A 23,474-nucleotide genomic window follows, 5' to 3' on the forward strand; every position below is an offset into this window, starting at 1 on the left:
TGATTGGTTTCAAAAATGACTGACTGGTCAGTCCTGTCACATTATATCGCATCAGGAACCGCACAGTCAATGAAATTTGGTGTCAGGACCGGAATCGAATCTTAAGATTATCTTCATAAAAAGTTTACAGCTTGGGTTTTGGATTATTGTTATAATGAAAAAGACATCAGGGAATCGGGAGAAAGAGTATGAAACGGATTTTAACTGTGATCGTTGGGGTCATGATCGCTGCGGGAGTCATGGTTGCATGCGCGCCTGCGGAGGAGACGCCCACGATCGCGCCTGTTATGGAGTTTACCTCGGAGGACGAAATGTCCGAGCAGCTTGGGTTTTCTATGGTCACGCTCACCCTTGGCGGCTATACGGCGAGGAACTACCAGGTGCTTGACGGGGAACTTGGACAGATCATCTATGAAAATGCGGACGGCAGAGTGCTCCGGCTGCGTGTGCAAAAAGTAAACGACGACATCTGCGGTGTGGAAGGCGCAAAGGACGGCGGGATGCATAAGATCGGGAAACACGAGGTGTGGCTTGGCTATCTCGACGGCACGCAGATCGCGCAGTGGGGCGACAGCGGCTTTACCTATTGCCTGATCGGCGAAGGCTTCGGCAGCTTCGGAAAGGAACCGTTCCGCGCGGCGGCAGCGGCGCTCGAAGAGCAGGTCGAAACGCAGAAAGAACAGCAGTAAAGACCGTAGGAAATGAAAAAACCGCTTTTCCGAAGCGGTTTTTTATTTGATTGCAAAACATTCCGTTTTTTTCTTCTTGTACGGGAAGGGACGGGACGGCAAACAAACGGCTGTTCCGAATCCCCGCCGTGAAACAGCGGCAGAGAAATCAATCCTCCCGGTTCATGTGCACGATTCCCATCACATCGTCCACCGGCAGAGAGAAGGAAAGCCCGTGACCCTCGGTGGTGAGGCCCGCGCCTTTGCAGATCGCCTTCATAATGGCGTTGCGGGTTTCATGCTTGGTCAAAATGAGGACAACCTCTTTTTCCGGCTGTATGGTAATGCCGAAAAACTGCTCCGCCTCATGAATGCCCGTTCCCCGCGCGTACAGCACGGTGCCGCCGGTCGCGCCCGCAGCCTTTGCCGCGTCCATAACCTCGTCGGCAAACCCACGGTTCACAATCGTGATGACCAGTTCAAATTCCCTTTGAGATGTTTCCATGGATACTACCCTCTTCTTTCAGCCTTTCCGCCAATTGTGAGAGAAATGCAAGGGTCGTCGGCCCGCCGACGCTGCCGATGGGCACGGTAAAAGCAATGCCGTTTCCCGCCTCGCGCAGCTCGTGGTCGCTTTCCAGCATACTCATGACCTGCCGGACCCTTTCCTCCGCTATAAAGCTCAGTATAACATATTTTTCCGTTTCGCCAAGCCCCAAAATATCGAGAAGCTCGGAAGACGCGGTACCGCGGCCCATGAGCATCATGTTATAATGCAGTCCTTCCCCGCGCAGGGCGCGCACCACATCCTCGCCGCTTTCCCGGTCGACGATGGTAATCAGCATTTTGATTTTCTTATGCACAGGTTCCGCCATAAAATTCTCCCCCTCATTAAAGGTCGATGATTTCTTCCTCGTCCGCAGCCGCTGCTTCCCTGATACCCTCGGCGAGCCGGGCCGAATCATTCTTTGTTTTAATTTTGTAATAAAGTCCCATGATCTGGATGGTGACAAGCGGGGTCATGGCGACCATGGCAACAATACCGAACGCATCCGTCAGCATGTTTCCGCCTACCGCGCTGCACGCTCCCATTGCAAAGGGAAGCAGGAAAGTGGCGGTCATCGGGCCGGACGCAACGCCGCCCGAATCAAAGGCGATCGCCGTAAAGATTTTCGGAACGAAGAACGAAAGGCCGAGAGCGATCGCATAACCGGGCACAAGGAAGTACCAGATGGAAAGGCCAGTCACAACCCGCACCATAGCAAGCCCCACCGAGACCGCAACGCCGATGGAAAGGCTCAAAAGCATGGATTGTTTGGAAATGGCCCCAACGGTAATTTCTTCCACCTGCTTGTTCAGTACGTGCACCGCAGGCTCGGCCATGACCACGAAAAAGCCCATAATCATGCCAAGCGGGATCAGCATCCAATTATAATCCAGGGAACCGATCTGCGCGCCGAGGTAATTGCCTACCGGCATGAAGCCGACGTTCACCCCCGTAAGGAACAGCACGAGGCCAATATAAGTGTATGCCATTCCCACGGCCATTTTTAAGAGCTGGGTCTTCGGTAGCTTGAGGAATATGACCTGAAAAACGATAAAAAATGCGATGATGGGCGCGATGGCAATGCCGACGTCGCGGAAATATTCGGGGAATCCTTCGCCGAAAGCATGCATAAGGCTGGAAAAATCGTTTACCTCAGGGATAGAGAGGTCGGCTGCGAAGCCGCCCGACGAATTGAAAAGCATGCCCATGATCATCACCGCGAGAATCGGGCCGACCGAACAGATGGCCACAAGGCCAAAACTGTCCTCCTGCGCGCTCCGTCCGCCGCGTACCGCCGCAACGCCCACGCCGAGCGAAAGAATAAACGGTACGGTAATGGGACCGGTGGTCACGCCGCCCGAATCGAACGCTACGGCAAGGAAATCCTCGGAGGTAAAGATCGCGAGGCCAAAAACGGCTGCATAAAGAAGGATCAGGATAATGGCGAGTTTTTTCTGGAAAATAATGCGCAGGAGCGCAAGAACGAGAAACAGTCCCACGCCCACTGCGACCGCAATGATAAGGACCATGTTCGGAACGGAAGGCACCTGGTCCGCGAGCACCTGGAGATCAGGCTCTGCGATGGTGATGGCAATGCCCATAATAAGCGCGACCGCAATCAGAAGGCCGAGCTTACGCGTCTTGGTAAGCTGTGAACCGATCCGTTCGCCCATGGGCATCATGGCGATGTCCGCGCCGAGAGAGAAGAGGGCCATACCCACGATCAGGAGCACCGAACCCACGAGGAAAAGGGCGACCGTGCCGCCGGTCATGGGGGCGACGGTGAAATGAAGCAGCAAAACAATGGCAGTAATCGGCAGCACCGATACGAGAGCTTCTTTAAATTTTGCCGCTAAATTTCTGTTCAAATAGAAAAACCTTCCCGTTCATTTTTTCATTCATAATAGACAGCAAACGGCTCGCTGAAACAGTTTGCTATGGATAACTTTAATGACAGTATAACAAAAAAATGCGTTTTTTACAACCGCGGTTGCCATAAAAACCGCACAGCCATGCGAAAAAAGGTCCCGGAAAAAGAAAAAGAGGGATTCCGGCGAATTCCTCTTCGCTGCTTTTTTCGGCAGGATCCCGGGGCCGGAGATAAGATGGCCGCCGGGGGAGCTTCCTTTATTCCGGGAAAACGACTCCCGCCTGCCTGCGCATTTCGGTGAGCGTCTCGAGCACGTCAAGGGAAAGCTGCTGCGCGGCGCCGAGCTCGTGCGCAGATTCCTGCGGGCGCTTGATATAGCGGACAAAATCCCTGGCTTCGTTGGCCATCAGCGTAAGGCGCGGCACGCCGCCGGTGATAGGCTCTTTTTTCCCGTCCAGGTATGTAATACCGATGTCCGAAAGCTGGAACAGCGTGCCGATGGTCATCGTGCCCCTGTCCCCGAGAATCTCCGAGCCGATTCTGCTTTCCGCGGCCTTGGAGGCGGTCAGCACGACCTGCTTGTCTTCATAGACGAACAGGCTGGTAAAACCGGCGTCCACGCCCGAAGAAAGCAGGCTGGCCCGCGTAACGATCTCCTTCGGCCGGCCGAACAGGTACAGGGCGGGATAAACGACATAAATGCCGAGGTCCATTATGCACCCCGCTGCAAATTCCGGGTTGAAGATATTCGGCAGGTCTCCCCCGAGGTATGCCGTGTAGCGCGAAGAATACTGTGAAAAGTCAAACCGCGCCAGCCCAATTTTCCCAAGCTTTTTGAGAGACTCCCTGACCGTCCCGAGGTGGGGCTGGTGGAGCATCATGATGGCTTCCATAAAAACGAGGCCGTTTTCCCGCGCAAGGTCGTGCAGCTCGCGGAGCTGGTCCGGCCATACGGCGGCGGGCTTTTCGCAGATCACGTGTTTGCCGTGCGTGAGGAACAGTCTTGCCTGCTCGTAGTGCAGGGAATTCGGGCTTGCGATATAAACCGCGTCCACGCCGCTCTTTGCAAGCGTCGTAAGGTCGTCGTAAGCATAATCGCAGTTGTTTTTGGAAGCGAATTCCACCGCATGCGAAAGGCTGCGGGAATAGACCCCCCCAAGCGTAAAATCCTTCAGCGTGTTCGCACTGTCGATAAAGGCCTGCGTGATCCACGAAGTGCCGATAATTGCATATTTCATGAAAAGCCCCGTCCTTTTTATCTTCGTTAAAATAAACATACAACATGCGCGTTTTTTTCGCAAGGGATTTTTGAGAAAGCCCGCCGGAATTTCGCAAAGGAATGCCGCAGGCGTGGTTCCGCGTGATAATTTCATGAAATCTATTGAGTTTTATGCGGAAGATAGGTTACAATAGCACTGTATCGGCTGAATAACCGGGCGTCCGCGTCCATGGAATTTTACAGGAGATGAAACTATGTTTAAGGTAAACGACAATTTCGGGCGGCTCCAGGGAAGCTACCTGTTCTCGGAGATCGCGCACAGGGTAAGCGAATATACGAAGGCGAACCCCGATAAAGAGATCATCCGTCTTGGCATTGGCGACGTGACGCGCCCGCTTGCGCCCGCGGTGCTGCAGGCGATCGACGCGGCCACGCAAGAAATGGCGGACGCGAAGACGTTCATGGGCTACGGGCCGGAGCAGGGCTACGAGTTCCTGCGCGCAGCCATCCGCGAAAACGACTATGCGGCGCGCGGGGTAGAGATCGGGACAGGCGAGATATTTGTGTCGGACGGCAGCAAGTGCGATACGGGAAACATCCAGGAACTGCTTGCCGCTGATTGCAGGATCGGCGTGACCGACCCGGTGTATCCCGTGTATGTGGACACCAACGTGATGGCTGGACGTTCGGGCGAATTCGACGAGGGGACCGCGAAGTTCACGGATATTACCTACATTCCCACCACGGCGGAAAACGGATTTGTTCCCGCGCTTCCCGAGGGAAAGGTCGACGTGATGTACCTGTGCTCGCCGAACAACCCGACGGGCACGGCAATGACGAAAGAGGAGCTCAAGGTTTGGGTGGACTGGGCCAACGAAACGGGCGCGCTGATTCTTTTCGACGGTGCGTACGAGCATTTTATTACCGACGAAAACGTACCCCACAGCATTTACGAGATCGACGGCGCAAAGACCTGTGCGATCGAATTCCGCAGCTTTTCCAAAACGGCGGGCTTTACGGGCACGCGCTGCGCGTATACCATCGTTCCCAAAGAGCTCATGGGCGAAAACAGCAAAGGCGAAAAGGTAAGCATGAACGCAATGTGGCTGCGGCGGCATACGACCAAGTTCAACGGCGTATCCTATATCGTCCAGCGCGGCGCTGCGGCAGTCTATACGGCGGAGGGTAAAAAGCAGGTGGACGAGACGATCGCGTTCTACCTTGAAAATGCCAGGATCATCCGTGAAGGCCTTGAAAGAATCGGCATCACGGCGTACGGCGGGGTAAATTCCCCTTATGTATGGCTGAAGACGCCAAACGACATGAAAAGCTGGGATTTTTTCGATAAGCTTCTTTCGGAAGCAAACGTCGTAGGGACGCCGGGCAGTGGTTTCGGCAGCGCGGGCGAAGGTTATTTCCGCCTGACCGCGTTTAATACCAGGGAAAATACGGAAAAGGCGATCGAACGCCTTGCAAATTTAAAGTAGGAAAGGATAGTATCATAATGAAAATCGCATTTCTGGCGGCGGCAAATTCGCCGCACACAATCAAATGGGCGAACACGCTGGCGGAGGATCACGACGTTACGGTCTTTTCCCTGCCCGAACAAAAGGACGAACAGGGCGAACTCAGTGAAAAGGTGACGGTCAAATACCTTCCGTTCACCACGGCGCAGGGCGGCTATAAGAAAAACGCGGCGCAGGTGAAAAGCGAGCTCGCATCCGGCGGGTTCGGCGTGGTAAACGCGTTCGGAGCGACAACCTACGGCGTGCTTGCGGCGAAGGCAAAGGCACCGAACGTACTTCTGACGGTGCTCGGCCCCGACGTATACGAGGGCGTGGACCGCGGCGGCAAGGGCCTTGTGAAAAAGAGCGTCAAGCATGCGTCGGGCGTACTTGCGGCAGCCCCGAACGTAATTACGCGCGTACAGTCCGTCTACAAAAAGGACCAGCAGTATTTTGTGGCTCCGTTCGGCGTGGATACGGAGGTATTCAAAAAAATCGGCGCGGAAAAGCCGGAGGACGCAATGTGCTTTGGTTCCCTCAAAGCGCTTGAATATGGAAACGGCGTCGACCTCGTGATGGACGCGTTTGCAAAGTATCTCGAAAAAACGACGGGCGCGGCCACCCTCAAGATCGTGGGCACGGGCTCCCTCGAAAACAGCCTTAAGCAAAAGGCGCAGAGCCTGGGGATCGCCGACAAGGTGGAGTTCACAGGTTATGTGAAAAATGCGGATATCCCGGCAATGCTTGGCACGATGGATGCGACGGTGCAGATGGGAAGCGCGGAAGCGTTCGGCGTACCGGGAATCGAATCGATGGCATGCGAAGTGCCGGTGGTGGCTTCGGACACGGTGGGTGCGAGCGAATATATCCTGAACGGCGTGACCGGATACCTCGTGAAAGTCGGCAATGTGGACCGCTGCTGCGACTGCATGATGGAGCTCAGGAACAAGGCGGCGCGCGAGCACATGGGCGAGCTTGCACGCGGGGATATCAAGGAAGAATACGAGCTTCGCGACTGCAAGGCAAAATACGAACATGCGCTGCGGGCGGTTGGTTCACGTGTAATGTAAGCCAGGAAAAGCAAGGGGCCGTACGATGGAGTGCGGTCCCTTTTTTTGTGCGGGCGCGGTCATTCTGCCTCCATACAATAGCATCCCGCACCCCGGCGGGGAAAAATAACAGCCGCTTCGCTGCAGGGTTTGCCTCGTCAAAGATTAAAATATCAAAAATCGGTTTCATGAAAAATAAGGCTGTGTATTTTAATGTAACCCGGTTCGGACGAAGTTCATTCCGGAACGCGGGGGAAAATTAAGATACGATACCGCAAGGGCGGGCAGGAGGTAACAAAAATGGCACAGACGAAAAAGGACAGCACGAAATCCACGCTGCAAAGCGCGGGGGAAAAGATCGGCGATGTCTTAAGCAAGGCAAAGGACAGCATCGTGGCATTCGGGGGAACCGTTGCAACACGGTCGAAGGAAATGATGGACGTCGCGAAGCTGAACGCGCAAAAGGCGAAGCTGACCGACGAGATCGACGAGAGCTACCGCGCGATCGGTAAAGCGACCTATGCCTCGGGACGGCTGAAAAAAGACCTCGCGGAGCACGGCGACCGCATCAAAAGCAACGAGGAGGAGCTGAAGAAGATAGAACAAGAGATCGAGCGGGTAAAATCCGAGGCGGACGACGAAGCCGCGGATAAGATGGACCGTGCGAAGGAAAAAGCTTCGGAAACAGGAACCGCCGCCAAAAAAGCGGGCGGAAACACCAAAAAAGCCGCCCAAAAAACGGCATCCTCCGCGAAAACAGCGGCCAGGAAAACGGGATCGGAAACAAAAACAGCGGCCAGGAAAACAGGCTCGGCCGTAAAGACAGCCGCTAAAAAGACGGGGACGGCCACCAAGACGGCAGCAAAGAAGAGCGCTTCCGCCGCCAAAACAGCAGCAAAGAAGAGCACGGCCGCAGCCAAAAAGGCGGCCAATTCATAAAAGTTTGCGGGAAAAAACAGGATGGAAACATCCTGTTTTTTTATGTGCAAATGGTATGCGGAGGATACGGTTTGCCCTATGGATGGAAATCTACCCCCGGGTATGCTATAATGGCTTGCAGATGAATGAAGGAATGAGATGAACTATGGAAAACTATCCGAATTATCCGTTGAGGAATGAGAAAAATATGCGGACGATGCTTGCCGCCGCAAAAAAGGCGTATGGCGCGCGGGATATGCTGCGCGTGCGCACAAAGGAAAAAACGGTGCGCGGGATTGGCGCAGGCGAATTCCTGAGCGATATGGACGCGCTTGGGAACGCTCTTCTGGGGCTTGGCCTTGCGGATGCGCACATTGCGGTGATCGGGCCGACAAGCTATGAATGGCTGCTTACTTATTACGCGGTACAGTGCGGCGTGGGCGTGATCGTCCCGATCGACAAAGAACTTCCGGACGGCGAGATCGCCAATATCCTTGCAGACAGCGGCGCGCGGGCGCTTGTTTTTTCAGGCGAATATGCGGATACGGTGGAAAACATCCGCGGCGGGCTTGCGGCTGTTAAATATTATATCGATATGCGCGCGGAGAAAAACGGCGGAAATACGCTTAGCTTCCGCGGATTGATCCGCGAAGCGAAAGACTGCGGGTATGAGCAGCGGGAAATCGACGAAAATGCGATGTCCGCCCTGCTGTATACGTCGGGCACGACGGGAAAAAGCAAGGGTGTGATGCTGACGCAGAAGAATATCCTTTCCGCTTCGGAAGGCGGGCTTTCCCTGCTCGACCTCGGGCAGGTCTGTATGTCCGTGCTGCCCGTGCACCATTCCTTTGAAAGCACGCACGGCATCACCATGATGATCCAGAACGGCACGACGATTTGCATAAACGACAGCCTGAGGCACTTCATGGAAAACCTCCAGCTTTTCAAACCGGACATGATCTTTCTCGTACCGCTGTTCGTGGAGATGATGCACCGCAAGATCTGGCAGAACGCGGAGGCGAACGGCCAGGCGGAAGCGCTGCGCGCGCTCGTCGAAAAGAGCAATGCGGAGCTGCGCGCGGGTGAAGACAACCGCGGCCGATATTTTAAGAATATCCGCGATGCGTTCGGCGGAAACCTGAAGCTTATCATCTGCGGCGGCGCACCGCTTTCCGCGCGGCTGATGCGCGAGTTCCGGGAGCTTGGTATCCTGCTTTTGAACGGCTACGGGATCACGGAATGCGCACCCCTCGTCTCAGTCAATAAAAACCGCTATTATTGCGACGGAGCTGTGGGAATCCCGATTGCCTGCTGCGACGTGAAGGTGGAAAACGCGGACGAGGACGGAGACGGCGAGATATGGGTCAAGGGTCCGAACGTGATGCTTGGGTATTATAAAAACGAAGAAGGCACGAGGGAAGTGATGAAAGACGGCTGGTTCAACACCGGCGATATCGGCCGTATAGACGGCGGCGGTTTCCTTCACATTACGGGACGGAAAAAGAACCTGATCGTGCTCTCCAGCGGGAAAAATGTTTATCCGGAGGAAATAGAGGAATACCTGATGCGCATTCCGTATATTAAAGAAGTAATCGTGTATGCGCCGCTTGCGGACGGCATGAGGGAAACGGAGCTTTGCGCGGAGATTTTCGTGACCGAGGAGTATACGGCAGTCCATAGCGCGCGGGAGATCGAGGAAAACCTCAGGAAGGATATTTCCGCCGTCAATAAAACGCTGCCCACCTTTAAACACATCGGGCGCTTCCATGTGCGCGACAGGGAATTCGAAAAGACCACGAAAAAATCGATCAAGCGTTTTGCGATGTAGGGCAGAGGCGGACGAAAGCCGTGCCACAAAGCGCAAAAAGTGGTATAATAGGACAGAAAGGCGAATAAAATACAGCCCGTCCGCGGCAGTGCACAGCAGGGCCCGCGCGGGCAAAGGAGAAGCCCGCGGCATTCTGCCCATGGGCCGGACCCGGCAGGCAGGGCTTGCTCCGACGACGGAAAGGAGGAAACCACAGTGGTAGAGCTGGAAAGGGTACAGCAGCTTCTGGCGATGGCCTCTCCAAAAGAGATTGAAGAGATCACGCCGGAAAAGCATTTGATTAGTGACCTGGAAATGGATTCGTTTGGACTGATGGAAGTCGTGATGGCGTTTGAAGACGAATTCGGGGTAGAGATACCGGACAGGGATTTGCGGCTGCTGGATACGGTAGAAGACGTATTGATATACCTCGAAGACAAAACAGGGACGCAGCATATGCCCGCAAGAGTGTTCTAAATATTTATCAGAAATTATACTGCACGGAAAAAAGACCGCAATGCGCGGCCTTTTTTCATGAATGGGCTTTCCATTGCGGAGGAATGGGAGTAAAATAAATAAGGCAATTTTACATTTCCGGGCCGTGAAACGCGGACTAGGGCTTTGCGGCGGGAAAAGGAAGGATAAGGGGGAGCAGGCAATGAGTATTATTACGATCGTAGGGGCGGGAATGATGGGTTCGGCTATCGGGTTCCCGGCAAGCGACAACGGAAACGAGGTACGGCTGGTGGGAACGCCGCTTGACCGGGAGATCATCAGGCACGCACGCAAGACGGGGGAACACCTGACCCTCCGGCGCAAACTCCCCACGGGATACAAATATTACCAGGTCGAGGAACTCCGCGAGGCGCTCGCCGGCGCCGATTTATTGGTGAGCGGAGTATCGAGCTTCGGCGTAGACTGGTTCCTTGCCAATATCCTCCCCGTGATTCCGCAAACGCTGCCCGTCCTTGCGGTGACGAAGGGCATGCAGGATACGGAGGAGGGGCAGCTCATTCCCTATCCGCATCTCTATGCGCAAAAGCTGGACCGGAAGCTTTCCCTGAACGCGGTGGGCGGCCCGTGCACGAGTTATGAGCTTGCGGACCACGACCCTACGGAGGTATGCTTCTGCGGGGAGGACATGGAAGCGCTGCGTAAGATAAAGGCGATGTTTGAGACGGACTACTACCATATCAGCCTCTCCACGGACGTTGTGGGCGTGGAATGCGCGGTAGCTATGAAAAACGCTTACGCGCTGGCGGTAACGCTGGCGGTCGGCCTTTCGGAACGGATCGAGGGCGTGGGCGGCACCCTGCACTATAATTCGCAGGCGGCGCTGTTCGGGCAAAGCGTCCGCGAAATGCGCAAACTGCTCGCACTTGTGGGCGGCGGAGACGACAACATCGTATACGGTGCGGGCGACCTGTATGTAACGGTATTCGGCGGGCGTACCCGTCTGATCGGCACGCTGCTTGGGCGCGGGATGAGCTTTCCCGAAGCCATGGAAGAGCTCGATGGCATTACCCTCGAATCCATTGTGATCGCCACGCGCACGGCGCGCGCGGTGCGGCGGCTGATCGCGCGGGGAGAGGCCCGCGCGGAGGATTTTCCGCTGATGCTGCATGTGGACGACATCATCAACAACGGGAAAGAAGTGGCGATTCCATGGAGCGGCTTTGAGGTGGAAACGCAGCTATGAAAAGAAATATCGTTATCATCAATCTCGTAGCGGCATTTTTGTGGATGTCCATGTATTCGTATGTGCCGACGCTGCCCGCATACGCGACGTCGCTGGGGGCGACGGCGGCGGTCGTAGGAGCGATCGGCGGCGCGTACGGCGTGATGCAGATCGCGCTGCGTGTGCCGCTGGGGATCATTTCGGATAAAATCGGCAAGGATAAATTTTTACTGCTGATCGGCTTTGTGATCCTCGCAGTCTCAGGCCTGATGTTCATTGTCGCCAAGGACACCTTCTGGGTGATGATGGCCCGCGGGGTGGGCGGCGCAGCCGCGGCGTGGTGGGTCGTGATCTGCGCGTCCTATTCGAAGTACAACGAAGAAGACAAGCAGGTAAAGGCGCAGGGGCTCCTCAATGCATCGTCCAATATGGGCAAGGTGGTCGCCGCGCTCGCTGGCGGACTTCTTGCGCAGGCGTTCGGCCTGCACGCACCCTTTTATTTCGCGTTTCTGGTCGCGCTCGTGGGCATCGGCTGCATCATGATGTTCAAAACGCCGAAGGAGGAACAGAAGATCGTTCCGCCGGGCGGAAGGGAGCTTGCGGCCCTGATGAAAAATAAGCACCTGATCGTTTTTTCCATCCTTGCCGTTTTTTCCCAGCTGCTGTGCTTTGCCCTGCCGAGTTATTTCACATCGGTCGCGGCGCAGAACCTCGGCGCGGATTCGTCGCAGCTGGGCTTCCTGATGGTGGTCTATTTCCTTGTGACGAGCATATCGTCGCTGTTCGTGGGGACGAAGCTGTATAAAAAGATCGGCGGAATCAAGTGTATCGCGGTCTCGTTTGCGATCGGCGCGTTCTCTTGCCTGCCCATGTTTTACCATATGGATATTACGGCGATCTACGTCATGCAGGCGCTTTCCGGCATCTGCTACGGCATCACATGCGGAGCGCTTGCCGGATTTGTCATCAAGGCGGTGGAGCCGCGCTACCGTTCCACCGCAACAGGAATCCTGCAATCCATTTTCGCGATCGGCATTTTCCTCGGGCCGGTGATCGTAGGAAATGTGATCGAGGCGGCGTCCATCGACGCGGCCTACTGGGTAATCTTTACGCTGACCGCGGCCGCAGCGGTCCTGAGCCTTTTGCTTATCCCGAAAGAATATGATAAGATGTGATTAATGAAAATGTTTTGGGGCGGTATTTGCAGGGTATCATTATAGCAGTTCCCGCAGGCGGCCGTAAGGCGCCGTTTTACCGGGGGCTATGGTTGCAGCATACTGGAATGGGTGTTTTTCATCCATTTGCTGTATAAATAATCCATATAAGAAACAGGAGGGGGAAATTATGAATTCTGAGTCTTGGAAATCCAGGGAAATGATACGGCTGATCCTGAGCATCGTTCTTCTGATTATTGGTCTTATCCTGCTCGGCGCGCCGACGTTCGCAATGGAAGTAATTGTAGTCATCATTGGCATCGTGGTGCTGGCCTATGGCGTGATCCAATTGTTAATCAATCTTTCAAAACGCAACCGGGGAGACGCGAATGCGGGCCTTGCCATTCCGGTGATTGCAATTATTATCGGCATCCTTCTGATTATCTTCCGCGGCGGCGTGGCCAATGTGATCCTGCCGTTTATCATCGGCGTGTGGGCGGTTATCACAGGCGTGATGAGCCTGATGGAAGCGTCGCAGGTGAAGGATTTCAGCCCGGGCGCGTGGAAGGTGGCGCTCATTAGCGGCCTTGCGGAGCTGGTGCTTGGCATCATCATGATCGTAGGCATCATTGCAGGTTCCAATGCGCTTGGCGTCCTGCTCGGCGTGTGCCTGACAATCTACGGCATCCTCAGCATCGTCGAATGGGGAATCGTGGCTTCCGCCAAAAAATAAGCGGTTTGGAAAATATGGCCAGGAAAATTCAATCAAACAATAAGGCTCTTCATCAATAACGCATAGTATCTCTATGCGGCCTAGGCTGTCAAAGAACCCTGCGCTCTAATCAAGCGGCGCGGGGTTTTCTTATTTGGAACAACAATCAATCTAAAAAATCGTAAAAGAAAGGCTTTGGCCTTCCATAAAGCTGCCTTATCGAGATTTATTGCGCGTATTCAGCCGGATCCCCGTCCGTTGTTTCAGCCCGCGGTGCCGTATATTAGATTATGGCAGTCGCACACATCGTATCTATTCTGCACACAAAACGCATTTATGCGCGCCCATGTAAAACAGATTGTCAAAAAGGCCGCCGCAGGCGGCCTTTTTGACAAATTGAGACATTTTACAGATAGGATCCCATGGGCAGTTTTTTCCGCGGAGGGTCAGCCGCAGCGTTATTAAAAAATTTAAAAAAAGATTAAAAAAATTGTTGACAAATAGCGCACATATGATATTATTATATTAATTCGATTAATATAAAACGAATTAATATAAACCCCCGTTGAAATTCTATTTATCCACTACATATAAAAGCGAATATGCTTAATTAACAGAAACGGAATGAATCCATGAATGTGAAAAAAACAGGAACCCAAAAGGGGAAAAATCAAAGTAATCTTCAGGAAATGAACCGCTCGCTGATTCTCCGGCTGCTCAAAAAAAATAATGTCTGCTCCAGAGCTAAATTGGCGAAACAGTCGGGGTTAAAGCAGGCAACGATTACAAATATTATTAATGATTTTTTGAATTGGGGACTGGTGAATGAAACGGGAATTATCAGCGGAGAAAAAGGAAGATCCAGCATCGGCATCCAAATCAATCATCAAAACTATTATGTAATCGGAGTACGGCTGGCGCGGGGATTTTTCCGAATCGGGCTGTTTGACATTTTTGGGATCAACCTCAACCAAAGCCGATTCGACCATGAAAAGTCGACCGGACCGGAAGTGGTTGTAGCGAAGATCAAACTGGAAATCTCACGTCTAATCGAAAAAAACAGGGACAAAAACATTATTGGAATTGGGATTGCGGTTCCTGGACCGTATTTCAGCCATGAGGGCAGGATTGTGGATATTACGGATTTTCCTGGCTGGAGCAAGATACAGTTTAAGGAAGAAATGGCCAGTGCGTTCGATTTGCCGGTTGTCATCGACCACGACGCAAACGCAGGCGCGGTTGCGGAATGGTGGATTGCGCCGAATAAGCAATTGACGGGAACCATGGTTTATTTAGCCGTAGAAGACGGCTTGGGAGCGGGAATTATCCATGATGGCGTGCTCTTCCGGGGCGCAATGGGGACGGCCGGGGAAATAGGGCATGTCAGTATCAATCTGGATGGGCCGCTTTGCGTATGCGGAAACCGCGGTTGTTTGACAAACTATGCTTCTTCCAAATATCTTATGGAGCGGACCCGCGAAGAACTGCCGGGATATCCGGACAGTATGCTGCGGGAAGGCTTTTCCTACCAAGACGTCGTACGCGCGGTAAAAGCCGGGGATCCCCTGGCGGTAGCAATGTTCCGCGAAACGGTACGCAATTTGGCGGCCGGTATGATTAATATCCTCTGTGCGTACAGTCCGAATGAAATCGTCATTGGAGGTATGATAAGTGAATTTGGAGAATACTTATTAAAGGTGCTGGAGGAATATGTCCACGGGCATACCTTCCCGAATTTTACGGAACAAGTAACCATCAATTTGAGTACCCTTGGGCCGGACCCATCCTTTGTGGGTGCGGCGGCACTGGCGATCGACTACTGCCTCAGGCAGGCCAGCATTTTTGAAAATGCCATAAGGACATGAGAATCCCAAAAAAACAGGTAAATTAGCAGAATAAAAAATTACAGCAAAGATACTGCAATATCTTTGCTGTAATATAAAAGCCGGATAAACATTGCAACTCTCTTGGAAAAAACTACAATAATTTTAACCAGCTTCTTAACGTTACCCTTCTTTAATATTATTGTAGTGGATACCAATATTTTTGTCAATCTTCATCCGGAAAAACACTAAAATTCCAAAGGAGGAAGAAAAATGAAAAAAAGTATTGGCGTTTTTATTGCCGCAATACTAGTGGTGTGTTTGTTTGCGGGGTGCGCGGAAACGGCTTCGACAGAAAATGCGGGCGCAGCCGAAACGCCTGCGGTGCCGGCAGCGGCAGAATCGGCAGGAACTGCGGCAGAATCGGCAGGAACTGAACCGGCCGCAGCGGAAAATGAGTATGCCTGGGATCCAAACATCGGGGCAAATCCGGAGAAAAACGAGTATTATTTCGTATTCGTTCCCAAATTGGTGCATCCGTTCTACGAGCCTCTCATCGAAGGGATGGAGCGGGCTGCGGCAGAATATGCGGAGCAGGGGATTACAGTTACATGGGACTGGGATGCCCCAGCTGCGGCGGACGCCGTTTTGCAGACGGAGAAAATGGAAGCGGCTGCGGCGAAAAGCCCGGATGTGCTTGGAGTTGCGGTACAGGATCCGGTTGTGATCGATCCGATTGTGGATGAAATAGAAGCGGCGGGCATTCCCGTCATGCTATTTGCAGACGATACGGCTTCAGGAGCGGGCTCTGGATTTGTCGGGCTCAAGGACTTTTATGGGCAGGGCTACATGGTAGGCAAAGAAATTGCTGAGGCGATGAACGGTGAAGGCGAAGTTGGTTTGCTGATGGGGTCCTTGGCTGCGGTTTCGCATCAGGGCCGCTTGGAAGGAATCAAAGGTGCGCTGGCGGAATATCCGGGGATTACCATCGTTTCGGAGCAGGCCACTGACGATGATCTGCAAAAGGCCGTAGAGGTGACAGAGCAGATGATGAATGCAAATCCCGGACTGAATGCGGTAATCAGCGCGGACGGAAGCGGTGCCGCGGGCGCCGCGAGGGCCGTAGCGGACAGCGGGCACGGTAAGATATGGATCGGAGGATTTGACGTTAATGACGAAAATATCGAAGGGGTTAAAGACGGGTCCATCTATTGTATCGCTGCACAGGACGGTATTGAAACCGGATACGATACGCTTCGTATGATGATTGACATTGCGGACGGCAAAATCACCCATGCCGACAAGAGGGAGGTTTGGGTAAACAATATGAAGCTGATGCAGGATACTTTGGCAGATTATGGCTACTGATCCGCAGCGGTAAGGCAGAATAAGGTCCAGGAGGGGATGCTGCTTTATTGCGGCGCCCCTCGGCGTGGGCCGCTTTGGGAAAGGAGATGGAATTGTGCCTCAGGAAATTTTACGTATGAGGAATATCAACAAAAGCTTTCCAGGAGTACAGGCCCTCAAACATGTCGATTTTGATTTGAAGGCAAATGAAATCCATGCGCTGCTTGGCGAAAACGGCGCTGGGAAAAGCACGCTGATGAATGTGCTGATGGGAATGCACCGGCCGGAAGAAGGGGAGATATGGCTCCATGGAAAAAAGACGGAAATCCCTTCGCCCGTCTTTGCGATACAAAACAGCATCGGGATTGTGCCGCAGGAACTGAATATCGTTCCGGAGGTCACCGTCGCGGAAAATATCTGTATGGGAACGCAAAAGAGGAAAGCAGGCGCAATAATCGACTGGAAAGATACGTTTAAAAGGGCGGAGAGTATTATGGACCAACTGGGGTCGCCGGTGAATGTGAGGAGCAAAGCGGGAACGTGCAGCGTTGCACAGCTGCAGATGGTGCAAATCGCGAGGGCGATCGCTTTTGGGGCCAAGATTATTATTCTGGATGAACCGACAGCCAGTCTGACTTCGCAAGAAACACACGATTTGTTCCGGGTAATGCGGCAATTAAAGGGGAACGGAGCGGGAATCATTTTTATTACGCATCATTTGGAAGAAGTGAAAGAAGTGGCCGACCGTGTAACTGTCATGCGCGACGGAGAGGTGGTGGACACAACGCTGATGGCGGACACCAGCATTAAAGAGATTATTGCGAAGATGGCAGGGCAGGAGGTCATTTTCAGTAAATTCGAAAGGGAATTCCAAGAAGAAGAAGTGGTGCTGCGGGCAGAACGCCTGACGCATAAAAAGAAATTCCGGGACGTTTCTTTCGAAGTGAAAAAAGGCGAAATTTTCGGCGTGGGAGGCCTGGTCGGCGCCGGACGTACGGAGGTTATGCTGGCCCTGTTCGGCGTAGAGCCGCTAGAGTCTGGCACGATCATACTGAAGGGAAAACCCATTACGGTCAAATCGCCAAAAAGCGCGATTGAGGCGGGAATTGGATACTTGCCGGAAGAACGGCGCGCGCAGGCGATCTTCCCGATTTTAAGCATAAAAGAAAACCTGACAATGCCAATTTTACAGCGGCTGTTCCGGCATGGAAAAATAGACCGCCGTCAACAGGAAAAGATTACGCAGTCCTACATTGACAGGTTGGAGATTAAGACGCCGTCGGGGGAAAAAGAGATCAGGGATCTTTCCGGAGGGAACCAACAAAAGGTCGTTTTCGGGAGGTGGATTGAAAAGGATTTGGATATCCTGATTCTGGACGAGCCTACGCGAGGAATAGATGTGCGTGCGAAAGATGAAATTCATAAATTAATTGAATCTCTTGCAAAAGAGGGCAAAACGGTGATCGTCGTTTCTTCCGAGCTTGAAGAATTGCTGAATATATGCGATCGGATCATGGTCATGAACGAAGGACAAGTAAAAGGGATCATGAATGCGCGCGAGGTTAACCAGGAAGAAATCTTAAGGCTTGCCTTAAGCTGAACAGGGGGAAATATAGAATGAAACAGAGCATCAATATTACCATGCAGGGACAGCCGTCAAAAATAAAAAAACTTTTCAGCCATACAGAATTTATTATTCTGCTGGCGACGGTCGTTCTGATGCTGGCATCCTATTTTGTTAATAATGCGTTCTTCTCACAATACAATATGTCCACGCTACTGCGGCAAATGTCGTTTGTAACCATCGTGGCGTTTGGGCAAACCATGATATTGATCTTAGGCGACATCGATCTTTCTGTTGGCGCGACAGCAGGACTGTCGGCGATTACGGCGGCTATTCTCATGGCGTGGCTCGGGCTGCCGCCTCAATTAACATTTGTATTATGTATTGTGCTGGGGGCCCTCTGCGGACTGTTTAACGGATTCTTTGTCACAAAGTTTAGGATTACGCCTTTTATTATCACGTTGGGCTCCAGTTATATTTTTGAAGGAATTATTTATGTGATAACGGAAGGACGGTCGATTACGAATATCCCGGCAAGCTTCCTGTCCCTGGGACAGGAAATGGTTGGCGGAGTCCTGCCGATTCCGGTACTTTTCATGATTATTATTGGAGCGGTCCTATATTTCGTGTTGAAACATACGCCGTTCGGACGCTATCTGTATGCGATCGGCGGGAATCAAACGGCGGCAAAACTGGTTGGAATCAATGTAAACCGAAGCCGTCGGACCGTATACGTATTGTCTGGAATTTTGTCCGCCTTTGCCGGTATGCTGATTATGGCGAGATTGGGGACAGCACAGCCGACAATCGGGAGCACATGGGTTATGCCGTCTATTACCGCGGTCATCCTGGGCGGGACGTCTATGTCGGGAGGCCGTGGGGGTGTGATCGGAACTGTCATAGGTTCCCTGATGATGTCCGTCATTTCAAATGCCATTGTTATTATGAGGGTCTCTACCTATATGGAACAAGTAGTCATCGGCGCGGTTGTAATTATCGCGGTGCTGATTGATGCGATCAGGACGAACATGAGCACGAAATAAGCGCGGTAAGAAAGGACGAGAAATGAAAACAATTGAAGAAATAAAAGAGTTTGCAACGAAAATTCGAATTGAAACCATCAGGTGCATCAAACAGCGGGGATTCGGGCATATAGGTGGAAGCATGTCTATCGCGGACGTATTGGCGGTACTGTACGGAAATATCATGAAATACGATCCGAAAGATCCGGCGTGGAAGGAAAGGGATTATCTGGTCGTATCGAAAGGACATGCCGGACCTGCGCTGTTCGCAGCTCTCGCGCTGAAAGGATTTTTCCCGGTGGAATGGCTTGCTACATTATCGAAACCGGGAACAAGGCTTCCCAGTCATTGCGACCGCCTGCGCACGCCGGGCGTGGACGTTTCCACCGGTTCGCTGGGGCAGGGGCTTTCCATTGCCGCAGGAATTGCGCAGGTATTTGGCATGAGGAAACAGGAAAACCGTGTTTATGCCGTTCTGGGAGATGGGGAATGTGCGGAAGGACAAATTTGGGAAGCGGCTCAGTATGCCAGCCACTATAAGTTAAACCGCCTGGTGGCATTTGTAGATTGGAATAAACGGCAGGTAGACGGCTATCTGGAAGATATTATGTCGGTCGGGGATATTGCAGAGAAATTTGAAGCGTTTGGATGGATGGCCGCTGTTGTAGATGGCGGCGACGTACGGGCCATACAGCAGGCGGTTCTGGAATTGCAAAAAAAGCAGGCAGACCGTCCGGCGGTTGTTGTGCTGGATGGAATCAAAGGAAGTGGCGTACCGGAGTTTGAGCAGATGGAATATAATCATCATTTCGCGCTTACGCCGGAGCTGGCAGATAAAGTGATTGCAGACTTGGAAAAACAGATGTCGAAAGGGGAAATATGATGTTTCGAGTAGACTATAACGGCGGCCTGGAGAAAAAATCCGTCAAAGAAGCGTTTGTAAAATTTATGAGATAGGCGCTTGGAGAAGACCGCGAAGTTGTGTATCTGGATGCAGACCTGATGAGCTGCACGGGCATGCTGGATGTAAGAAAAGAATATCCGGACCGCGTATTAAACTGCGGGATTCAGGAATGCAATATGGTCGGGGTTGCCGCGGGGATGTCCCTGATGGGGATGAAGCCGTTTATACACAGCTTTGCAGCGTTTGCCGTCAGGCGCCCGTTTGACCAAATATTCCTGTCGGTTGCATATGCAGATAAAAGTATCCATATTATCGGGAGCGACCCAGGGGTAAGACAGTCGTTCAACGGCGGAACACATATGTCGTTTGAAGATGTCGCGCTGATGCAGACCGTGCCGCATGCACACATTTTTGATATTACGGATACGACAAACCTGCTGTCCGTATTGCGGCAGACAAAAGACCGGAAAGGTGTGTTTTACTACCGGATGCCCCGGGAGGAAGTGGAAAAAGTGTATTCCAGCGATTCCGAAATGGAGATCGGAAAGGGGAATATACTGCGGGAAGGAGGCGACGCCTCTGTGATTGCCTGCGGGCTGCTGGTGCCGGCTGCGCTGGCTGCAGCGGAAATTCTTGAGAAGGAAGGAATTTTGATCCGTGTGGTGGATATGTTTACCATCAAGCCTCTTGACCGTGAATTGGTGATAGATTGCGCCAAGAAAACGGGGACGATCGTAACGGCTGAAAATGCTTCGGTTTACGGCGGACTTGGCAGCGTGGTAGCGGATGCGGTTGCACAGGAATACCCGGTGCATGTACGGCACATTGGCGTGAAGGACGAATTTGGGGAAGTTGGGCCGGAGGATTACCTGTGCAGGCGGTTTGGCTTTACGCCGGAAAATATTGCAAAAGTTGTGAAAGAGGCCGTCACAATAAAATTGCAAGAGGCTCTGACAATTAAATAAATCAAGAGATCAAAAAGGAGAAAAGAAAATGGCGGAAAGAATTATTGTAGGCGCGGATCCGTGCGGAATCATGATAAAAGAAGAGGTAAAAAAGTATTTGCAGGATACCGGATATGAAGTAACAGACGTAGGCAGTATGCCGGACGGGACGGAAGTGGATTATTATGAGGTAGGCGCCCGCGTGGGGGCGAGGGTTTCGTCGGGCGAATTCAAAAGAGGCTTCCTGTTTTGCGGAACGGGAATGGGCGTCAGCATTGTGGCAAATAAATTTCAGGGAGTTTATTGCGGGCTGTGCGAAAGCGTGGAAACAGCAAAGCTGTGCAGGACGATTAACAATTGTAACGTGCTTGCCATAGGCGGCTTTCTGATTGGCGGATTCAAGGCGGTTGAAATGGCGAAGGCGTTTTTGGAAACGGCGTTTACAGAAAATTTTTCTGCGGCGCCGCCGGAGTTTTTGCGGAAGGCGTACCAATGCATCGGGGAAATAGAAACGAATCTGTATAATCAAAATACAAGGCAAGGAGAAAATGAAACAGTGGAATTGATGCTAAATTGTGAAGACCCCAAAATTTTAGGCAAGTATTTTGACCTGTACCCCATTATTGACGGAGTGACAACGAACCCGCTGATGATTTCCCGTGCGGGGAAGGTGGATTTTTTTGACTACATCAGACGGTTGAGGCTGGCAGCCGGAGAACGCAAGCTGATGGCACAGGTCACCTCTTCCGATTGTCAGACTATGGTGCAAGAAGCGGAATTGATACGGCAGGCGGGCGGAGACGGTATGTTTGTTAAAATCCCGGCGATAGAGGAAGGAATCCGGGCGATGGAGATACTGAGCAAAAAAGGATATAATATCACCGCGACAGTCGTCGGATCGTTTGGGCAGGGAATGGCCGCCCTGAAGGCGGGCGCAAAATATGTAGCGGTATTTTATGGCCCGATGGAAAGCAAGGGAATGAATCCCTGTGCTGTAATCAAACGGTTGGCGGCCTATATTCAAGCCAGTGGATGCGAAGGAAGGATACTGGCCGCGGGCTGCAAGGACCTTGAGGCATGCGGGAAGGCGATGAAGGCAGGGGCCACCGCATTTACTGTAGATCCTGAAACATTGACAAAAGGTATGACGTCTCCTGTTACGAAAGAATACGCCGCGAATTTCAAAAAGGCATGGGAAGGCGTACATGGGATTGGCGTAAACATTACGGACCTAAAAAAATAATAAATAATAAAAGATGGCTGTCTTAAATTTCCGGTTTGAGGCAGCCATCTTTTATCGTTGTCATTATGCGTTCTGAGAATAATAAGGAAGTGCGGCCGGGACAAAAAAATATACCTGCGGGCGGTATGAAAATAGTACAGCCGTCCATGCTGCAGCTATATCTGGCCTGTTTTGACCGGAACTATTGAGATAGTTTCGGCCGTGGGATAGGAATGAATTTCAACTAGAATCGCTTTTGCGAAAATGTAGAAGCCGCCCCGGGACAGGGTAAGCGCATCCTACGCATCCGCAAGCTCCTTTTTACACTTGGCGCACAGGGCCGCCATCACCGCGACGCTAACCGCAAACACGGCAATAAACACGTTCAGCGGCAGCTGGAGGCCGGAAGTCTCGGCGAGAGCGCCGATCAGGGCAGGGGCCACCATCCCACCGATATTGAACGCAAACACGGCAAGGGAGGTTGCGGACGCCTTGCGCGTGGGGAAAAGCGCGGTAGAGATCATCACGACGCTGACCACGTTGAGCGCGCAGAATGCGCCGCCGAGGGCGGTCAGCACCATGGCAATGGGCGCGGATGCGATATTAACGGCGCCGAACATGCAAACAATGCTGATAATACTGAATAGTACGTACACGCGCTGCGGCTGGAGCTTGCGGAAAATGAAAGGTCCCAAAAGCCGCATGGCGAGCGTTCCCACATAATAAAGCGTAAGCATGAGCGCCGCCATTTCTACGGAAAAACCGCGGACGGTGGAGAAGAACGCCGGATACCACGCCGCCGTGGCTGTGGTAAAGCAGGAAAAAAGTCCGCAGCCCAAAAGGATCACCCACGACTTTGGGGATTTGAAAATTTCGGCCGGATTTTCTTTCGCATTTTGCGCAATGGAGGTCAGGTCTACCTTGGAAAGCTCGGGCGTTGCCTTTTTCAGGGAAAGCGTATATACCAGCGTAACGGCAAGGGAGAGGATTCCGACAAACAGGAAGGGATTCACAAAGCTATGCGAATCCCCGGGGGAAAGCATTGCGGCCATCATGATCGGCCCGATCATGGTACCCGCGCCAAAAAAGATCTGCACCATGGGGAGCAGCGTTTTGGTCTTATCCGGGAAGTATTCCGTAACGGTCGCCTGACCCATGACGTCGATTACCGTATAGCCAATGCCGGAAAGGAGCGCGCATACGCATACGATCAGGTAAGGCGGGGCGAATCCGACGAGCGTCGTTGCGATCCCGAGGATAAGGACGCCGAAGGCGACGATACGCGGCTTGAAAAAGCGCTCGCCCAGCAGTGCGCAGAAAAGCGCGGCGGCGATCCCGCCGATGCTTCCCACCATGGTAAAAATTCCCTGCGCGCTTGTACCGATGCTGTAAAAATCCATCATAGTGGTGGAAAGCGTGCCGAACAGCACGACGTACAGCGCGTAACAAACAAAGGTCGCAAGAAGGATGATCGTGTAAAACTGCGTTGTTTTCTGTTTTTGCATAAGTTGCTCCTGAAGT

The 23,474-nt window shown here is 52.5% G+C and carries 21 protein-coding genes and 1 pseudogene; 17 read left to right on the forward strand and 5 right to left on the reverse strand.

The window, feature by feature from the left end; all coding sequences use genetic code 11:
- Positions 1-188 precede the first annotated feature (188 nt).
- On the forward strand, positions 189-689 hold the full coding sequence (locus B1H56_RS11815; RefSeq protein ID WP_066520739.1) for a hypothetical protein: 501 nt from the start codon (positions 189-191) through the stop codon (positions 687-689).
- A 148-nt stretch (positions 690-837) separates the two neighbouring features.
- On the opposite strand, the gene B1H56_RS11820 is transcribed toward B1H56_RS11815, so the two are convergent.
- The 4 genes from B1H56_RS11820 to B1H56_RS11835 all read right to left on the reverse strand — a co-directional run bounded on the left by B1H56_RS11820 (position 838) and on the right by B1H56_RS11835 (position 4,323).
- The gene (locus tag B1H56_RS11820) at positions 838-1,173 is read right to left on the reverse strand and encodes a P-II family nitrogen regulator (RefSeq protein WP_066520742.1); all 336 of its coding nucleotides are present in this window, start codon (positions 1,171-1,173) and stop codon (positions 838-840) included.
- The gene (locus B1H56_RS11825) at positions 1,148-1,543 is read right to left on the reverse strand and encodes a hypothetical protein (RefSeq protein ID WP_066520743.1); all 396 of its coding nucleotides are present in this window, start codon (positions 1,541-1,543) and stop codon (positions 1,148-1,150) included. Before B1H56_RS11825 ends, B1H56_RS11820 begins: the two co-directional genes overlap by 26 nt.
- A gap of 16 nt (positions 1,544-1,559) precedes the next feature.
- Positions 1,560-3,083 (reverse strand): DUF1538 domain-containing protein, encoded by a 1,524-nt coding sequence (locus B1H56_RS11830; protein ID WP_066520744.1) that lies wholly within the window; start codon positions 3,081-3,083, stop codon positions 1,560-1,562.
- 259 nt (positions 3,084-3,342) lie between these two features.
- Entirely contained in the window at positions 3,343-4,323 is a 981-nt protein-coding gene (locus tag B1H56_RS11835) for a Gfo/Idh/MocA family protein (RefSeq protein ID WP_066521198.1), read from the reverse strand.
- Positions 4,324-4,558: 235 nt separating this feature from the next.
- Between B1H56_RS11835 and B1H56_RS11840 the strand changes: the two genes are divergently transcribed.
- From B1H56_RS11840 to B1H56_RS11910, 16 genes and pseudogenes are all read left to right on the forward strand, one after another.
- Complete coding sequence (locus B1H56_RS11840) at positions 4,559-5,791, forward strand: LL-diaminopimelate aminotransferase (RefSeq protein ID WP_066520746.1); 1,233 nt, start codon at positions 4,559-4,561, stop codon at positions 5,789-5,791.
- Positions 5,792-5,808: 17 nt separating this feature from the next.
- Positions 5,809-6,879, forward strand: a complete 1,071-nt coding sequence (locus B1H56_RS11845) for a glycosyltransferase (protein ID WP_066520755.1) — start codon at positions 5,809-5,811, stop codon at positions 6,877-6,879.
- A gap of 279 nt (positions 6,880-7,158) precedes the next feature.
- Positions 7,159-7,797, forward strand: coding sequence for a hypothetical protein (locus B1H56_RS14655; RefSeq protein ID WP_066520757.1), 639 nt, complete (start codon positions 7,159-7,161; stop codon positions 7,795-7,797).
- A 145-nt stretch (positions 7,798-7,942) separates the two neighbouring features.
- Positions 7,943-9,604, forward strand: coding sequence for an AMP-binding protein (locus B1H56_RS11855; RefSeq protein WP_066520761.1), 1,662 nt, complete (start codon positions 7,943-7,945; stop codon positions 9,602-9,604).
- Positions 9,605-9,799: 195 nt separating this feature from the next.
- Positions 9,800-10,060 (forward strand): acyl carrier protein, encoded by a 261-nt coding sequence (locus tag B1H56_RS11860; protein WP_066739844.1) that lies wholly within the window; start codon positions 9,800-9,802, stop codon positions 10,058-10,060.
- A gap of 181 nt (positions 10,061-10,241) precedes the next feature.
- Positions 10,242-11,282: a glycerol-3-phosphate dehydrogenase gene (locus tag B1H56_RS11865; protein ID WP_066520764.1), complete on the forward strand. Its 1,041-nt coding sequence runs from the start codon at positions 10,242-10,244 to the stop codon at positions 11,280-11,282.
- The gene (locus B1H56_RS11870) at positions 11,279-12,436 is read left to right on the forward strand and encodes an MFS transporter (protein WP_066520767.1); all 1,158 of its coding nucleotides are present in this window, start codon (positions 11,279-11,281) and stop codon (positions 12,434-12,436) included. Before B1H56_RS11865 ends, B1H56_RS11870 begins: the two co-directional genes overlap by 4 nt.
- Before the next feature lie 169 nt (positions 12,437-12,605).
- A complete protein-coding gene (locus B1H56_RS11875) occupies positions 12,606-13,148 on the forward strand; it encodes a DUF308 domain-containing protein (RefSeq protein WP_066520773.1) in 543 nt (180 codons plus the stop codon).
- Between the two features lie 728 nt (positions 13,149-13,876).
- Positions 13,877-14,992, forward strand: a complete 1,116-nt coding sequence (locus tag B1H56_RS11880; RefSeq protein ID WP_162939003.1) for an ROK family protein — start codon at positions 13,877-13,879, stop codon at positions 14,990-14,992.
- Positions 14,993-15,223: 231 nt separating this feature from the next.
- On the forward strand, positions 15,224-16,318 hold the full coding sequence (locus tag B1H56_RS11885) for a substrate-binding domain-containing protein (protein WP_066520779.1): 1,095 nt from the start codon (positions 15,224-15,226) through the stop codon (positions 16,316-16,318).
- Positions 16,319-16,433: 115 nt separating this feature from the next.
- A complete protein-coding gene (locus B1H56_RS11890) occupies positions 16,434-17,897 on the forward strand; it encodes a sugar ABC transporter ATP-binding protein (protein ID WP_066521206.1) in 1,464 nt (487 codons plus the stop codon).
- Between the two features lie 17 nt (positions 17,898-17,914).
- Positions 17,915-18,904, forward strand: a complete 990-nt coding sequence (locus B1H56_RS11895; protein WP_066739831.1) for an ABC transporter permease — start codon at positions 17,915-17,917, stop codon at positions 18,902-18,904.
- A gap of 22 nt (positions 18,905-18,926) precedes the next feature.
- Positions 18,927-19,766 carry a transketolase gene (locus B1H56_RS11900; RefSeq protein WP_066520782.1) on the forward strand — a complete coding sequence of 280 codons (840 nt, stop codon included), beginning with the start codon at positions 18,927-18,929 and terminating at the stop codon, positions 19,764-19,766.
- A gap of 92 nt (positions 19,767-19,858) precedes the next feature.
- Positions 19,859-20,281 (forward strand): annotated as a pseudogene (locus B1H56_RS15005) (transketolase family protein); the annotation flags it as partial.
- A gap of 39 nt (positions 20,282-20,320) precedes the next feature.
- Positions 20,321-20,752, forward strand: coding sequence for a transketolase C-terminal domain-containing protein (locus B1H56_RS15010; protein ID WP_278287604.1), 432 nt, complete (start codon positions 20,321-20,323; stop codon positions 20,750-20,752).
- Between the two features lie 28 nt (positions 20,753-20,780).
- Positions 20,781-21,974, forward strand: a complete 1,194-nt coding sequence (locus tag B1H56_RS11910; protein ID WP_082771092.1) for an RpiB/LacA/LacB family sugar-phosphate isomerase — start codon at positions 20,781-20,783, stop codon at positions 21,972-21,974.
- 278 nt (positions 21,975-22,252) lie between these two features.
- Here B1H56_RS11910 and B1H56_RS11915 read toward each other — a convergent pair whose 3' ends face one another.
- Positions 22,253-23,458 carry an MFS transporter gene (locus B1H56_RS11915; protein WP_066520785.1) on the reverse strand — a complete coding sequence of 402 codons (1,206 nt, stop codon included), beginning with the start codon at positions 23,456-23,458 and terminating at the stop codon, positions 22,253-22,255.
- Positions 23,459-23,474: the final 16 nt, after the last annotated feature.

This window comes from Christensenella minuta, from assembly GCF_003628755.1.
GTDB lineage: Bacteria > Bacillota > Clostridia > Christensenellales > Christensenellaceae > Christensenella > Christensenella minuta.

Coding starts and splice junctions, on each gene's coding strand:
- B1H56_RS11840 (WP_066520746.1), top strand. CDS start 4,559: ATGTTTAAGGTAAACGACAATTTCGGGCGGCTCCAGGGAAGCTACCTG.
- B1H56_RS11815 (WP_066520739.1), top strand. CDS start 189: ATGAAACGGATTTTAACTGTGATCGTTGGGGTCATGATCGCTGCGGGA.
- B1H56_RS11835 (WP_066521198.1), bottom strand. CDS start 4,323: ATGAAATATGCAATTATCGGCACTTCGTGGATCACGCAGGCCTTTATC.
- B1H56_RS11855 (WP_066520761.1), top strand. CDS start 7,943: ATGGAAAACTATCCGAATTATCCGTTGAGGAATGAGAAAAATATGCGG.
- B1H56_RS15010 (WP_278287604.1), top strand. CDS start 20,321: ATGGAGATCGGAAAGGGGAATATACTGCGGGAAGGAGGCGACGCCTCT.
- B1H56_RS11820 (WP_066520742.1), bottom strand. CDS start 1,173: ATGGAAACATCTCAAAGGGAATTTGAACTGGTCATCACGATTGTGAAC.
- B1H56_RS14655 (WP_066520757.1), top strand. CDS start 7,159: ATGGCACAGACGAAAAAGGACAGCACGAAATCCACGCTGCAAAGCGCG.
- B1H56_RS11890 (WP_066521206.1), top strand. CDS start 16,434: ATGAGGAATATCAACAAAAGCTTTCCAGGAGTACAGGCCCTCAAACAT.
- B1H56_RS11900 (WP_066520782.1), top strand. CDS start 18,927: ATGAAAACAATTGAAGAAATAAAAGAGTTTGCAACGAAAATTCGAATT.
- B1H56_RS11885 (WP_066520779.1), top strand. CDS start 15,224: ATGAAAAAAAGTATTGGCGTTTTTATTGCCGCAATACTAGTGGTGTGT.
- B1H56_RS11915 (WP_066520785.1), bottom strand. CDS start 23,458: ATGCAAAAACAGAAAACAACGCAGTTTTACACGATCATCCTTCTTGCG.
- B1H56_RS11875 (WP_066520773.1), top strand. CDS start 12,606: ATGAATTCTGAGTCTTGGAAATCCAGGGAAATGATACGGCTGATCCTG.
- B1H56_RS11865 (WP_066520764.1), top strand. CDS start 10,242: ATGAGTATTATTACGATCGTAGGGGCGGGAATGATGGGTTCGGCTATC.
- B1H56_RS11845 (WP_066520755.1), top strand. CDS start 5,809: ATGAAAATCGCATTTCTGGCGGCGGCAAATTCGCCGCACACAATCAAA.
- B1H56_RS11825 (WP_066520743.1), bottom strand. CDS start 1,543: ATGGCGGAACCTGTGCATAAGAAAATCAAAATGCTGATTACCATCGTC.
- B1H56_RS11895 (WP_066739831.1), top strand. CDS start 17,915: ATGAAACAGAGCATCAATATTACCATGCAGGGACAGCCGTCAAAAATA.
- B1H56_RS11910 (WP_082771092.1), top strand. CDS start 20,781: ATGGCGGAAAGAATTATTGTAGGCGCGGATCCGTGCGGAATCATGATA.
- B1H56_RS11870 (WP_066520767.1), top strand. CDS start 11,279: ATGAAAAGAAATATCGTTATCATCAATCTCGTAGCGGCATTTTTGTGG.